Origin of the sequence: Pseudorhodobacter wandonensis (genome assembly GCF_001202035.1) — a bacterium.
Taxonomy (GTDB): Bacteria; Pseudomonadota; Alphaproteobacteria; order Rhodobacterales; family Rhodobacteraceae; genus Pseudorhodobacter; species Pseudorhodobacter wandonensis.
On sequence record NZ_LGHT01000044.1, the window covers coordinates 536,575 to 550,524 of the forward strand.

Annotated in this window: 15 protein-coding genes and 1 pseudogene; 8 read left to right on the forward strand and 8 right to left on the reverse strand. The window is 56.3% G+C overall.

Annotation, left to right across the window (positions count from 1 at the left end):
* Positions 1 to 129 precede the first annotated feature (129 nt).
* Together AKU79_RS17475 and rlmN are read left to right on the forward strand one after the other, a co-directional pair.
* Positions 130 to 654: an invasion associated locus B family protein gene (locus AKU79_RS17475; RefSeq protein WP_050524820.1), complete on the forward strand. Its 525-nt coding sequence runs from the start codon at positions 130 to 132 to the stop codon at positions 652 to 654.
* Between the two features lie 105 nt (positions 655 to 759).
* Positions 760 to 1,937 (forward strand): annotated as a pseudogene (gene rlmN, locus AKU79_RS17480) (23S rRNA (adenine(2503)-C(2))-methyltransferase RlmN).
* 142 nt (positions 1,938 to 2,079) lie between these two features.
* Here the strand turns inward: rlmN and AKU79_RS17485 are convergent.
* From AKU79_RS17485 to AKU79_RS17515, 7 genes are all read right to left on the reverse strand, one after another.
* Positions 2,080 to 2,994 (reverse strand): ornithine cyclodeaminase family protein, encoded by a 915-nt coding sequence (locus AKU79_RS17485; RefSeq protein ID WP_050524821.1) that lies wholly within the window; start codon positions 2,992 to 2,994, stop codon positions 2,080 to 2,082.
* Positions 2,991 to 3,617 (reverse strand): HAD family hydrolase, encoded by a 627-nt coding sequence (locus AKU79_RS17490; protein ID WP_050524895.1) that lies wholly within the window; start codon positions 3,615 to 3,617, stop codon positions 2,991 to 2,993. Before AKU79_RS17490 ends, AKU79_RS17485 begins: the two co-directional genes overlap by 4 nt.
* Positions 3,604 to 4,626, reverse strand: a complete 1,023-nt coding sequence (locus tag AKU79_RS17495) for a DMT family transporter (protein ID WP_082224089.1) — start codon at positions 4,624 to 4,626, stop codon at positions 3,604 to 3,606. Before AKU79_RS17495 ends, AKU79_RS17490 begins: the two co-directional genes overlap by 14 nt.
* Positions 4,627 to 4,687: 61 nt before the next feature.
* Positions 4,688 to 5,140, reverse strand: a complete 453-nt coding sequence (locus AKU79_RS17500; protein ID WP_050524822.1) for a YaiI/YqxD family protein — start codon at positions 5,138 to 5,140, stop codon at positions 4,688 to 4,690.
* Between the two features lie 9 nt (positions 5,141 to 5,149).
* Positions 5,150 to 5,980: an S-formylglutathione hydrolase gene (fghA, locus tag AKU79_RS17505; protein ID WP_050524823.1), complete on the reverse strand. Its 831-nt coding sequence runs from the start codon at positions 5,978 to 5,980 to the stop codon at positions 5,150 to 5,152.
* A 12-nt stretch (positions 5,981 to 5,992) separates the two neighbouring features.
* Positions 5,993 to 6,919 (reverse strand): AEC family transporter, encoded by a 927-nt coding sequence (locus AKU79_RS17510; RefSeq protein ID WP_050524824.1) that lies wholly within the window; start codon positions 6,917 to 6,919, stop codon positions 5,993 to 5,995.
* A 160-nt stretch (positions 6,920 to 7,079) separates the two neighbouring features.
* Positions 7,080 to 8,282: a winged helix-turn-helix domain-containing protein gene (locus AKU79_RS17515; RefSeq protein ID WP_050524825.1), complete on the reverse strand. Its 1,203-nt coding sequence runs from the start codon at positions 8,280 to 8,282 to the stop codon at positions 7,080 to 7,082.
* Between the two features lie 266 nt (positions 8,283 to 8,548).
* On the opposite strand from AKU79_RS17515, the gene AKU79_RS17520 reads away from it, so the two are divergent.
* From AKU79_RS17520 to AKU79_RS17535, 6 genes are all read left to right on the forward strand, one after another.
* On the forward strand, positions 8,549 to 9,781 hold the full coding sequence (locus tag AKU79_RS17520; RefSeq protein ID WP_050524896.1) for a tyrosine-type recombinase/integrase: 1,233 nt from the start codon (positions 8,549 to 8,551) through the stop codon (positions 9,779 to 9,781).
* A 2-nt stretch (positions 9,782 to 9,783) separates the two neighbouring features.
* A complete protein-coding gene (locus AKU79_RS17525) occupies positions 9,784 to 10,155 on the forward strand; it encodes a hypothetical protein (RefSeq protein WP_050524826.1) in 372 nt (123 codons plus the stop codon).
* 150 nt (positions 10,156 to 10,305) lie between these two features.
* Complete coding sequence (locus tag AKU79_RS19080) at positions 10,306 to 10,434, forward strand: helix-turn-helix transcriptional regulator (protein ID WP_231580229.1); 129 nt, start codon at positions 10,306 to 10,308, stop codon at positions 10,432 to 10,434.
* Positions 10,435 to 10,942: 508 nt separating this feature from the next.
* Entirely contained in the window at positions 10,943 to 11,452 is a 510-nt protein-coding gene (locus AKU79_RS20070) for a DUF7146 domain-containing protein (RefSeq protein ID WP_456238888.1), read from the forward strand.
* A gap of 379 nt (positions 11,453 to 11,831) precedes the next feature.
* Complete coding sequence (locus tag AKU79_RS19390) at positions 11,832 to 12,692, forward strand: helix-turn-helix domain-containing protein (RefSeq protein ID WP_156209855.1); 861 nt, start codon at positions 11,832 to 11,834, stop codon at positions 12,690 to 12,692.
* Between the two features lie 425 nt (positions 12,693 to 13,117).
* Positions 13,118 to 13,288 (forward strand): hypothetical protein, encoded by a 171-nt coding sequence (locus AKU79_RS17535; RefSeq protein WP_156209857.1) that lies wholly within the window; start codon positions 13,118 to 13,120, stop codon positions 13,286 to 13,288.
* Positions 13,289 to 13,338: 50 nt separating this feature from the next.
* On the opposite strand, the gene istB is transcribed toward AKU79_RS17535, so the two are convergent.
* Positions 13,339 to 13,950 (reverse strand): IS21-like element helper ATPase IstB (gene istB / locus AKU79_RS17540; RefSeq protein ID WP_050524897.1); only part of this gene is annotated, 612 nt, incomplete at its 5' end.

The following is a 13,950-nucleotide window of genomic DNA, read 5'->3' on the forward strand; positions in this document are numbered from 1 at the left end:
ACGGACTGCCCTTTTTGCGTTATGCATGAAATATCGAGTTGAAACGACCTGCGCCACAGGAAAAGCTTAAGGTAATAGGCTAGGTGGCCCCGTCAAAGAGGCATCAAACAGCTGGAGGCTGTGAACGACATGAAATCACACATCATCGGCGCGCTTATCGGCGCATCGCTCGGGATGGGGGCCTCCGCTGCCTTCGCTCAATCCGAAACCGAGTGCGTCTCGGCCAAAACCGATTGGAGCGTCTGCGTCTGGCAGCAGCCCAAAGAATGCTGGGGCGTTTCCAAGCCCAAAGAAACGGTCAACAGCCGCGATGGCAAACCCGTTTCGGCCCGCCGCGGCGATATCTTGATGTTCGTCACCTTCCGCCCCGGTACGGGCGCCAAGGGCGAAGTATCCTTTACCGGCGGCTACCCGTTTGCGCCGGGGTCCACCGTGAACGTCGATATCAACGGCAAGTCGTTTGATCTGTTCAGCGATGGTGAATGGGCTTGGCCAGCAAGCACCTCGGATGACGCAGGGCTTTTGGCCGCGATGAAGGCCGGTTCTTCGGCCGTTGTCACCGCGCGCTCTGCCCGTGGTACGCAAACCAAAGACACCTTCTCGCTCAGCGGCTTTACCGCCGCGATGACCGAGGCCGAGCAGCGCTGCAAATAAGCCGCTTGATCCCTTTTGAAAACGCCTCGGTGCCATGCGCGCTGGGGCGTTTTCTTTTGCCCGCGAATCCGTTATAGACACCGCTTGCCAATCAGGATGCCCGCCATGACCGCCCCAACTGCCCAAGCCCCTATCACGCAAGATGTCCATACCATCCCGCGCAAATTGCCCGAGGGTGGCAAAACCAATATCATCGGTCTGACGCGCGATCAGTTGCGTGCGGCGCTTATTGCGGCGGGCTGCCCGGAAAAGCAGGCAAAAATGCGGGTCGGGCAAATCTGGCAATGGGTCTATTTCTTTGGCCTGCGCGATTTTAACGAAATGACCAACCTGTCCAAGGATTTCCGCGCCCTCTTGGCCGACAAGTTTGAACTGGTCTTGCCCGAGGTTGTCACCCGCCAAGTGTCCGAGGATGGCACCCGCAAATACCTTGTTCGCATCCAGGGCGGGCATGAGGTAGAGGTGGTCTATATCCCCGAAACCGATCGCGGCACGCTGTGCATCTCGTCGCAGGTCGGTTGTACCCTGACCTGTTCGTTCTGCCATACCGGCACGCAAAAGCTGGTGCGCAACCTGACAGCCGGTGAAATCGTCGGGCAGGTAATGCTGGCCCGTGATGATCTGAACGAATGGCCGGTCAAGGGTGCGTCCAACGCCGATCCGGCAGCGCGCCTTGTGTCAAACGTCGTGCTGATGGGCATGGGCGAGCCGCTTTATAACTTTGAAAACGTCCGTGATGCGATGAATATCGTGATGGATGGCGAAGGTATCGCCCTTGGCCGCCGCGCATTACGCTGTCCACCAGCGGTGTCGTGCCCGAAATCGCCCGCACCGCGCAGGAAATCGGTTGTTTGCTGGCCGTATCCTTCCACGCCACCACCGATGAGGTGCGCGACCAATTGGTGCCGATCAACAAAAAGTGGAACATCGCGGCCCTGCTCGATGCTCTGCGCGCCTATCCGGGCCTGACCAATTCCGAACGCATCACCTTTGAATATGTGATGCTCGACGGGGTGAATGACAGCAAGGAAGATGCGTATCGTCTGGTTGAATTGATCCGAGGCATTCCGGCCAAGATCAACCTGATCCCGTTCAACGAATGGCCGGGTGCACCGTATAAACGGTCTTCGGGCAACCGCATTCACGCCTTTGCCGATATCATCCATGAGGCAGGCTATGCCTCGCCTATCCGCAAACCGCGCGGTGAGGATATCATGGCCGCTTGTGGCCAGCTGAAATCGGCCACCGAACGCGCCCGCAGATCGCCGCCGAGGCAGGCTTAGGCGAATAAACGCCCCGTAGGTCGGGGTTCACCCCGACTCCCACTCCCAGCCAACATTTCACCAGTTAAAAAAACGTTAACAACGCAGCGATTACACTTCAATATCAACAAGATAAAGAATTGTCCGCGCGCGGTCACGCAGCCTAGCGCGCCCGCCAAGCCTGCAAAATATAGGTTGCCGTCATCAAATCCAGATGCGCCCCGCCGCCATTTTTCGCGATCGTGATTTCATCCTCCGATCGGCGGGCATAGCTTCCTTTTGGCATGTCATAAAAATCGGCCGCAATATGCCCCTCACTGATCGCCCCGCTGGCAATCGGCATCATAATTTCTCCGATATGATGCACCGTCGTCGCCCTCGAATCCACAAACAGCCGCGCCCGTTTCATGGCCTCATCATCGACCTCGCGCATATCCGGCCGGAAGGCACCAATCAGGTCCAGATGCTGGCCCGCCTGCAACCACTCGCCCCGTATCAGCGGCTCTTTTGACATGGTGGCCGTGCAGATAATATCCGCGCCCCGCACCGCCGTTTCCAGATCCGCCGCAGCCTGAATCCCCCGCCCTTCGGCAAAGGATTGCGCAGCCACCGGATTGCGGCCCCAAACCGTGAACTCCGCCCCTGCAAAGGTACTGGAATAGGCATCAATCATCGTGCCCGCCACAGCGCCCGCCCCGACCAGCAAAATCTTTCTGCTGTCTTTACGGGCCAGTTTTTTCGCCGCCAGCAGGCTATCACCCGCCGTCTTCCATTTGGTCACCAGATGAAAATCGACCAAGGCCTCTAGCGTGCCGGTTTGGTCGGAAAACAATGTCACCGCCCCGTTGATCGAGGCCAAGCCATGCGCCCCGTTGCCCGGAAAGATCGTGGCCGTTTTCACCAATTGCCCCAACCCGTCAATCCAGGCCGCGCGGTTCAGCAGCGTATCATTGCCACGATAAAGAAAACTATCCGCCACTTCGGCCCGCGGCAGGCGGTGCCCGGCCTCTAGCGCGTCGGTCAGGGTGTGCCACTTCAACACGGCTTCGGCCTCAAATGGGACGGTTTCGATAGTCATGGCATGGCCTCCTGTTTGGTCAGCAATCCGGCCTCAACCAGCCGGTCGGCCCAGCCTTGCGGGCCGGTGAAGTGATGGGTTTGCCAGCCGCGCAAGGCTGCGGCCTGAATATTGTCAGCGCGGTCATCGACGAATAACAGCGCCTCGGGAAAGATGCCGCAATCAGCCTCAACCGCGGCATAGATCGCCGGCGCGGGCTTGGTCACCTGCAAACGTCCCGACACATAGGTTCGGTCAAACTCGTTCAAGAACTCATACTGGGTCTGCGCATAAGAAAAGGCATCATCGCCAAAATTGGTCAGGGCAAAGACCGGAACACCCTTGGCCCGCAACTGACGCAGCAAACTGATCGAATGCTCGATACGGGGCGAGGCCAGCCCGATCCAATGGTCATACCACCAGCGGATTTCCTGCGCCCAATCGGGGTTGGCGGCGGCGCAATCATAGACTGTGTCGCGAAACATCCCGCCTGCATCGATCCGTTCGTTCATGGCGTGCAGATCGACAGCGGCAAACAACGCCTGCCGCCGCGCCGTGCCGATGCGGACGTCGTAATATCGCTCGGGCTGCCATTCAATCAGCACATTGCCGATGTCAAAAACCACTGCCTCAACGGTCCACATGCTCATCCTCCGCCGCACCCAAAGCCGAAGATCGCAGATTTCCGGGCGCCGATGCAAGAGGAGGCGTGTCGGGGTTTGCCCGTGTCTCACGCCAAACCGTGTAAAGCCCCGCGCCACAAATCAGCGCAATCCCTACCCATGCTGCCGTATCCGGCCATTCACCAAAAATCACCAAGCCAAATATGATTGCCAAAGGCATCGAGATATATTCGAAAGGCGCCACCAAAGCCGCCTCGCAAGACCGATAGGCGTGGGTAATAAGCAAAGCCCCTGCAACCGAGGCGCAGCCGATCAGCACCAAAATTGGCCAATCTGCTGGTTTTGGCCAGGCCCAGGCCCGTGTCAGAAACCCGATCGACAGGTTGTCGTCACTGGCAAAGCCGCCGTGCCCCAGCACAAGACCGCTGAGAATGCTGACCGCGATAAAGGTCAGTTGCACATAGACAGTCAACGTCAGCGCACTTTCTGTCGCGCCCATTCGCCGGGTCAGCATGTGCAGCATCGCATAGCAAAATGCTGCAAATAGCGGCAGCAACATCGTCGGGTTGAAAATGCCCGCCCCCGGCCGCAGCATTACAATCACCCCGATCAGCCCCACCCCCACCGCCATCCAGCGCCTTGCGCCCACCTTTTCACCCAGCATCGGCACTGACAATGCCGTAATCAGCAAGGGGGCAATGAAAAACAGCGCCACCGCATCGGCAATCGGCATCGCTGCCAGCCCGAGAAAAAAGCAAAAATTCGAGGTGACAACAAAACCGCCCCGCACCAGATGCATCCCCAGCCGTTGCGTGCGAAACACCGCCAAGCCACCCCGTGCAGGCAGCACAATTGCCAGCATCACGGCCATCCCGATCACTGACCGGATCAACACAATCTGATGCAAAGCATAGCCGCCGCTTAGAAATTTGATCGAACTGTCGTTGATCGAGAAAAATACGGATGCGCCCAGAGCTGAGGCAATGCCCAGCAAAAGAACGCGGCGATCAAAGGGGAGCGTGTTTATCATTGGTCAAATTGGCCCGCCAAAACCGGCTTTGTCTGTTCTGCAGGCGACATCTTGTGCCCGATCACAGGCGTTTGGCCGCCTGCAAAACCCGCTCTAGCGCATCAAGAAACCGCGAGCGATCGATCTTGGAAAACGGTTTGCCGCCGCCTTGCCGAAACGGGTCGGCGCTGCGCAAATCCTGCATCAAATCGCGCGTCGCCAGCACCTGCCCGATGTTGCGGGCGTGCAGTTCCTCACCGTTATGTTTCAGCACTTTGGCCCCAGCCTCGACGCATTTCGCGGCCAGCGGGATGTCACTGGTTACAACCACATCGCCCGAACCCGCACGCTCGGCGATCCACATATCCGCCACATCCGGCCCATCGGCCACAAATACGCTTTCAACCAAAGGGTTGGCCGAAGGCCGGATACCGCCGTTCGATACCAGCATCATCCGCACCCCATGCCTCGTGGCGACTTTTTCGGCCTCGGCCTTAACAGGGCAGGCGTCGGCGTCAATGTAGATCACTGTCATAACAACGCCTTAGTCATAAAGCGCATCCGCGTGAAAGGCGATGTGATCTTGCATAAAGGTCGCCACAAAGAAATAGCTGTGATCATAGCCTTTTTGCATCCGCATCATCGCGTTTTGCCGGCCCGCAATCATCGCCTCGGCCAATGCTTCGGGCATCAGCTTGTCTAAAAACTGGTCCGAGGCACCTTGGTCAATCAAGATCGGTCCGTCAAAGCCGCGCTTTTTCATCAACAGGGTCGCATCATGCGGTGCCCATTTGCTCTCATCCTTGCCCAGATAGGCGGTGAATTGTTTGCGGCCCCATTCACTGGCAGACGGGTTGGCAATCGGCGCAAAAGCCGAGACCGAGCGGAACCGACCGGGGAAAGACATGGCAATCGTCAGTGCGCCATGGCCGCCCATCGAATGGCCGGTAATCGCTTGCCGCCCCTCGTCCAAGGGATAGGCGCTAAACAGCAGATGCGGTAGTTCTTCGGTCAGGTAGCTCCACATTTGGTAGTTCGTGGCCCACGGGGCCTCGGTTGCGTTGACGTAGAAACCAGCGCCTTGGCCCAGATCATAGGCGTCATCATTGGCTATGCCTGCGCCGCGCGGGCTGGTATCGGGGAAAATGAGCGCCACGCCATGCTCGGCTGCCCAAGCCTGCGCGCCGGCCTTTACCATTGCGTTTTCATGCGTGCAGGTCAGGCCCGACAGATACCAGATCACCGGCACAGCCTCATGCTCGGCCTCGGCAGGCAAAAACAGGCCAAAGGTCATGTCACATCCACACACCTCGGACGGGTGGCTGTAAACACCTTGTACGCCACCAAAAGCGCGGTTCTCAGAAATCGTCTTCATTTTTGTTCCTTTTCAACCCGTTACAAGGGCCATCACAATCGTCACAGTCAGAATACTTAGCGCCGTCGAAATCAGGATCGAGGCCGAAACCCGTTGCGGTGCCACGCCGAAGTGCTGGGCCAGAATGTAGACATTGCCCGCGACAGGCAAGGCCGCCGCCGCAATCATGACTGAGGCAGGACCGGGCGCTACATTGAACAGGTAAATCGCGGCAAAGGCCACCGCACTGGGGTGCAGCACCAGCTTACAAAATGAAAGCCATCCCGCCACGGCTACCCGTTCGGCCGATTTGGTCGCCAGTGACGCGCCAATCGCAAACAGCGCGCCGGGGGTCGCAGCCCCGCCCAACAGTGCCATGAAATCATTGACCGGCGCAGGCACGGCAAAGCCCGTGGCCGACCATGCCAGCCCCAGCGCCATCGACACAATCATCGGGTTTTTCAACAGGCCAATCGCCAATGCCTTTATGATCCCAAGGCTCATCCGGCCTTGCCGCACGCCAGTAATAATCAGCGTTACAATCGTAGAAAATACAATCAAATCAATCGATAGCACCATCAGTATTGGTCCCGCCGCCTCTGGTCCCATCAGTACCACCAACATCGGCACACCCAGAAATCCGGTGTTGCCAATCACCGCGCATTGCGCCTCGATCGCCGCCTCTTCAACCGAGATCCCGCGCCAGAACGCTACCCCCATGGCAATCGCATAGACGACACCACAGCCCCATAAATAAGCCGCCACAAAGCGCGCGTCCCAGATTTCGGCAACCGACAGGTTTGAGGCAAAGCGAAATAACATCGCCGATAGCGCAAAGTAGAAAACAAATTTGGTCAGCCAAGCCGTTGCTTCGGGCGTAAAAAACCGCACCCGTCCCGCCCAATAACCCACCCCGATCAGCGCAAAGAAAGGCAGCGTTTTTAACAATATTGCAATCATCGAGGCATGGTTTCCAAAAGGCCAGAATCCTTGGTTCCATGCCACAGCCCAAGATGCAAGGCGGGGGCAGGGCTAAAACCGATACATGCTTTCTTTTCGGTCAAAATATCCTGGGGGGTCCGGGGGGCTAGCCCCCCGGCGCTTGGCAACGGAACAATGCTCAGCAACGTAGCCAGCCGTCATTCCACGCCACGTTGTCGCAGTCCGCGAATTGCGCCAAACGCTGCAGCGCACCTTCCAGCCGCGCCATCCGCCCTTTGCCTATCGTAACACCAGCTTCGGGCCAAAACCCCTGGACCCGCAAACAGTTTTCGTCGCGAAACGCCTTGGCATCAATGCGCCCGATGATTTTCTCCCCTTCCAGTACCGGAAAAACGTAATAGCCGTATTGGCGCTTGGCCTGCGGCACAAACACTTCTATCCGGTAGAAAAACCCAAATAGCCGCTCTGCCCGCGCTCTATCACGCAGCGCCGGATCAAATGGCGACAGAATCCGGATGCGGGCCGGGGCAGGGGGCAAATCCTGCGCGGCTTCAATCACATTTGGCCATGCATAGCTGGGCCGCAGAGTGCCGTCGGCGCCTTCGATGTCTACTTGGGTTATACGGCCCTCGCGCAGCGCGCGCATACACCAATTGCGGGCATCGGCAATCGAAATAGCTGCCCAAAATGCTGCCAGCTCGTTCGGTGTAGCAAATCCCAGCCGTTCAAGCGCGGATGTACAGGCCCAGTCAATATGCTCTGCTTGGGTCGGCACTTTTGTGCGGTGGGTATCCGGAATGACCCGTTCGGTCAGATCATAGATTTTCTGGAAATTATTGCGCCCGGAAATCGAAAGCTGCCCTGTCCGCCACAGCCATTCCAAGGCGGTTTTCGAGGGATGCCAATCCCACCAACCGCCTTTGCTGCGCGGTTCATCCTGGCCGACATCCGAACAGGTCACGGGGCCGCCCTCACGAATATGGGTCAACACGGTTTCAAATTGTTCCTCGTATCCATCGCGAAACCATCGTTTCCAGCCCTTGCGCAGTTTTTCGGCATCGCGGTCAAACCGATGTTGCCAATGCGGAAAATACTGTGCCGGAATGATCGAGGCGTCATGTGTCCAATGCTCGAACATCGCGCGGTCTTTTTCCAACAGCCGTTTCAGCGCGGGGGGGCGGTAATTGTGTCGCCGCGAATATAAGATCAGGTCATGCGCGCGGGCGACCGTGCGAATGCTGTCAACTTGCACAAAGCCGATTTGTTCGATCACCCTAACCAAATCGGCACCTTTGCCCGTGCCGGTCGGGGCCTCGCCCAAGGCATGGCGATGCAAAAACAGACGGCGTGCAAGCGGGTTTGAAAGGGTCTTTTGGGTCATGGCACCACCGTAACAGACGCCGTGGCCCATACAATTGCAAACGCAAAAAACGGGAAATTGGTCGGAGCGAGAGGATTCGAACCTCCGACCCCCTGCTCCCGAAGCAGATTATTGTTCTTATCTTGGGCAAACAAAAGATCACATTGAATATGATTTCATACATAATAAAACAAATGCTTGTACTATTCGTTAGGCCTTTTGGCTAACGTGGTGTAACTATCCAAGACAGTGGATTGTGTTACCCGCACGTTACCCCGGAGCTGATTATGTCCAAAGCATTAACCACAAAGGTCGTCGAAAACTTGAAGCCCGATTGCAAGCGTCGAGAGATTCCAGATCCGGCATTGTCTGGGCTTTATCTCGTTGTACAGCCGTCTGGGGTGAAAAGCTGGGCCTTACGTTATCGATTCGCTCATAAGCCCAAGAAGCTCACGCTTGGGCGATGGCCAGTTACAAGTGTGGCAGACGCACGCAGAGAGGCCACCGAGGCGCTCCAATTGATCGAGAGGAGAGTTGACCCGGCAGAAGTCAGGCGCGCTCAGAGGGACGCACAGAGCGCCGGAGCGCCGGATGACACCGTGGCCGGGGTCGTTGAGCTCTATAACAAGCGCCATCTTGTAAGGCTTAAACGCGGCCACGACACTAAGAGCTCACTTGATCGCTATGTGGTGAGCCGGTGGGCAAAGCGCGAGATCAAAACCATCACACGGCGTGATATTCGAGAATTGATGGATGATATCATGGATGAAGGCAAACTCATCACAGCAAACCGGATTCGTACGCGTCTAAGTGGCCTTTTCAATTGGTGTATCGAACGTGACATGCTCGACCATAATCCAGTTATTGGAGTGAAGCGCCTGTCGGAGGTATCTCGTACTCGCGTTCTCTCAGATGTTGAGGTCAGGTGGTTCTGGAAAGCTTGTGCTGAGCTCGGGCAACCGTGGGGTACCCTCGGACAAGCGCTGCTCCTTACCGGCCAAAGGCTTAGAGAGGTGGCGCATATTTCGGCCACCGAGATCTCTGGAGATTTGTGGCATCTCCCTGCGCAGAGATCCAAAAACGGACTGGCACACACTGTGCCGCTTTGTGCCAAAGCGCTTGCGATTTTGACCGGCGAGGAGCGCGTGCCTAGCACCGCCGAGCTATTATTCACTACCAACGGGACCACACCGGTAAGCGGATTCTCCAAAGGGCGAGGCCATATCGCCCAGCGCATGGCTTTGATAGCATTTAGGGAACGTGGAGAACCGGTGGAGATTGCGCACTGGACATTCCACGACCTGCGGCGCACTGCCGCTACCGGAATGGCGCGACTCGGTACTCCCGTGCGCGTGACTGAGGCGGTTTTAAACCACGTGTCAGGAACTGGAGGGGGGATCGTAGCCGTGTATCAGCGCCACAATTACGCTGAGGAAAAACGCCGTGCGTTAGACGCTTGGAGCTCACACGTGCTGTCGGTCGTCGAGACGCCGGAGAACTTACTTGCGCTGGTAGATTAATAATGAGTGCACCTGCGGAGCTGCTCGATTTTCTGTGGCGGTCTTACGCCAAAACCTTCGACGGTCGCACTAAGAACGGCGACGTCGAGCTGTTGGCAGAGGCGGCTGAACGCCACGAATGGCCAGGCGCACCGAAGATCGGCCCTGCAATCGCGGCGCTTCTACGTGCCGCGTATTGTGAAAAGCTAAAAGGTCCATCCCCGTCGGAACGCCTCTTGCGCGATCAGGAAATTTTGAGCCTCATGGAAGATTTCGCCGCGCGAGGATGGACGAGTGGGAAGTTAGAGAATGAGTTAGCTGAAGTATACGGTATGGACCCAGAGGCGGTCCGCAAGATTGTCAAGCGCAAACAACGCGCGCATGGGGACAAATAGCTTCCGGGTTTGTCCGTGGACGGGCTGGCCTAGCTCGCGGCATGTTACTTTCATGGTCCAACACGGAGTTAAACCATGGAACAAGTAAGAATCCGCGAACGGCGAGTAAATGCAGCATACGTTCGCAAAATTTGCGGTGATATAAGCGATATGACCTTGTGGCGCTGGATCAATGACTCGGCATTAAAGTTTCCCCGACCAATCTACATTGGCCGCCGTCGCTATTTTCGGGAAGCGGACGTACTTGCTTGGCTTGCTGCACGCGAGGTGGCCCCATGATGGCACCCAGTAATTCACAATTTAGCGTTCAGAAAACTGCTTTTAAACTTATCGACTTTAGGGTGTGTTTGCTCGCGGCAGCATGCAGCATGATCGAACCCTCTATCGAAAATAAATGACTCCGCCCGGCTGCGACCGTACGGGGAAAACAAGTACGCTGTGGGGGCGACTTGCAATTTCTAGCACCAATGGTTGCACCGGGCAATTCCCAAAAGGAAACCCGATGAACGATCCTAACTCGAACTATGCTCGTGCGATTACAGCCACGTTAGGGGGCTGCAGGCGCGGCTCCAATGGCACTGCCGCGTGTCCAATTTGTCAACTGGATAGGCGCCGTGACCAGAACGCATTGACCAGCGCAAACGGATGCGATGGGCGGCTATTGCTTCACTTCAAACGAGCAAACTGCACCTTCGATGCGACCTTTATCGCTACGGGCATTTGGCCAATCTCTTCCGTCCAGCCGAACCCATTCGAACTGAGGCGGCGGAGCCTCTACCAGCGCGACATGCAAAGCAGGCGGGCCGATCTGGCGGAAGCATTGTGGAACGCTGCGGAGCCGGTCACTAACTCGCCCGCAGAAGCTTATCTGCGCGGGCGTGGCATCACCTGCGACTTAGGGTACTCATTCCGATTCCATCCGTCAGCGTTTCACGGTACTACTCGCACGCGACAGCCCGCAATAACTGCGCGAATCGAAGGCAGTGGCGGGTTTGCGGTTCATCGTACTTACTTGTGCCAGGACGGGCGCCGAAAGGCGGACGTTGAGCCTTCTAAGACAATGCTCGGCAAGACGGCTTGCGGCGCCGTTCGGTTATTTGAACCGCACATTAGAATTCCAGCATCGATTGTCCGCAATATGTGCGGGGGCGTGTCTGACAGGACACTGCACCGTTGGCTGAATGATCCGGGAAAAGCATTTCCTCGTCCGATCTACATCGGAAGAAGACGTTATTGGCGTGTGGCAGACATCATCGCGTGGTTGAACGCCCAAGCTGAACAGGGGCGCGCATCGTGATGGCCGACAAATCCCTTTCAAAGCTTTGGGACCAATCCTGCACTCTAGCTAGAATGGCCGAAAGGCTCGACGTTATTCATGAGGCCAGCAAAGCGCCAGAGGATTGCGCATCTGTGAAGCGCCCGAAACGCCATGCAGCCCTACAATCGAATTGGTGATCGAGAAGGCTTGGGCGTTGAATGCGGCGATTGAGACCAACGAGAGCGCAAGGCTCAAACGGCCTGACCCCACATCCAAATAAACGCATAGCGCCCCGCCACTGTGATTTGGCGAGGCGTCGATGAAAATCTACAGAACGGGTAGAGGAAGTGCTGAAAACCCATCAAAAACTGAATGATCGCACAAGCCTTTGTTTACCCGTGACACGGGGGGCGGCGCTATGAGCCACAAAGCGACTAAGTGGTTTGCCGGGATTGATCCACCACTCTTGAAGGCAGGTGAGTTTCGTGTGCTATTCCATCTATGCGATTGTCACAATTCCAATAAAGCCCCGAGGCGGGCCTGCTATCCATCACAAGAAAAACTGATAGAAAAAACGGCTCTATCAAATGCGGGATTAAACAAATGCCTAAATAGCCTCGAAAAAGCGGGGCATTTTAACCGCGTGCGATCAACGATCCCCGGAACATCTACGCGCCGCACCTATTATATCTTGGCCTGCGACTTCAACGCCGAAACTGGGCAAACTTCACTAAGTGGAGACAGCCCTAACTCTACCTCAGTGGAGATAGGTGAAAAGCAAACACCACTTTCGGCAGGGGCTAACTCCACTCTTGAGGGGGACAAACTCCACCCCAGTGGAGAGGAACCTGTAAGGAACCTTAAAGGAACCAAAGAAATAACGGATGGATTTTCTGAATTATGGAATTTGTTTCCCAGGAAGCGAAATGAGGCCAGAAGCCGCAAGTTGTTCCTGGAGGCTGTCGAGAGTGGTGTTAATATTTCACGGATTCTCGATGGGGCTCGCTCCTATGCAAATGAGGTCTCCGGCACGGAGAGGCGCTACATCGCAGGTTCTGACAGTTGGCTCGAAAAGCAGCGCTGGACAGAACAGGAAGGGGCTTCCAAGCTGCCCGCGCCAGCGTCCAAATTCGCGACGCCTGCCGAATTTTACGCGGATTGGGTCAAGTCGGGTCGGTCGGTTCCGGCCAGCGCCATCAAAGCAAACATGGCTCGGGAAATGATTGGACGGGGCTTGGTGACTAAATGCGACCTGCGCAGCGTTGGGATTTTTGTATGATGGTGCTGCTCGCCTTTGTGATGCACCGTGCTCGTGTTGGCGCTGGTCCTGTTCAACCGGCGCGCTCACCGGCCCATGAAAACATCGGGTCCCTTCTGGAGGGGGCGAGGTGAGGGTGGGATTACTCGCAAAAATTCATTTCTGCGAGGTTTCGAAGAACGATTTCGTTTCGGTTTCGAGGGAGTCTTTGCCAAGCTTCAAAACAGAATTAAGTAATTAATAAATATACATTTTACGCCATACTTGAGATGATCGAACTTGCCTCAAATGCAGGCACTCAAAACGAAATGCAGGCTCGGAAATTTGCAAAGATGGGTCAACGCCACCGGTAATTGGGCAACTTGCCTAGGCGGCGGAACAGCGCTTCGTGAAAAACGACGAAAACTGGATTCTTGGCGAACCTCAATGGCCGAAAGCTGGATGAAATGGTCAACAAAACCATGTTCTGGAACCCAGCTGACGAAGAGAAAAATCAAATCCCAGGTGCTATTGGGATTGAAGCGGCTGTGCGCGTGCCAAAGCTCAATCTCGCCAATGACAGGACCCTTTACAAATGGCAGACCTATGCGAGGCTGTTGATTGTCATTGAGAACTGACCCGGCATTTTCATCGAGATCTGACCCACCCAGCCGTTATGATCTGCTGGTTATGATGGCGTCAATGCTGTTGCCTCCTTTCGCTTTTTCTTCGCTGTTTCGGAGCTGGCCTTGAAGCGGTAGCTGTCATTGCCGGTCTCGAGGATGTGGCAGCGATGTGTGAGACGATCGAGCAGTGCTGTGGTCATTTTGGCATCGCCAAAGACGCTGGCCCATTCACTGAAGCTCAGGTTGGTGGTGATGATGACGCTGGTGCGTTCATACAGCTTGCTCAGAAGATGGAAGAGCAACGCGCCGCCGGAGGCGCTGAACGGCAGATATCCCAGCTCATCCAGGATCACCAAGTCGGTTTTGACCAGCGCCTCAGCGATCTTCCCGGCCTTGCCTTGGGCCTTTTCCTGCTCCAGTGCGTTGACCAGTTCAACCGTCGAGAAGAAGCGGACGCGCTTACGGTGATGCTCGATGGCCTGAATGCCAAGGGCGGTTGCAACATGCGATTTCCCTGTTCCCGGACCTCCGATCAGCACCACATTCTCGGCCGCGTCCATGAACTCACAACGATGGAGTTGTCTGACTAATGCTTCACGGATCTCGCTGGCGGCAAAGTCGAAGCCGGAAAGGTCCTTGTAAGCCGGAAAGCGGGCCGCCTTCATGTGATAGGC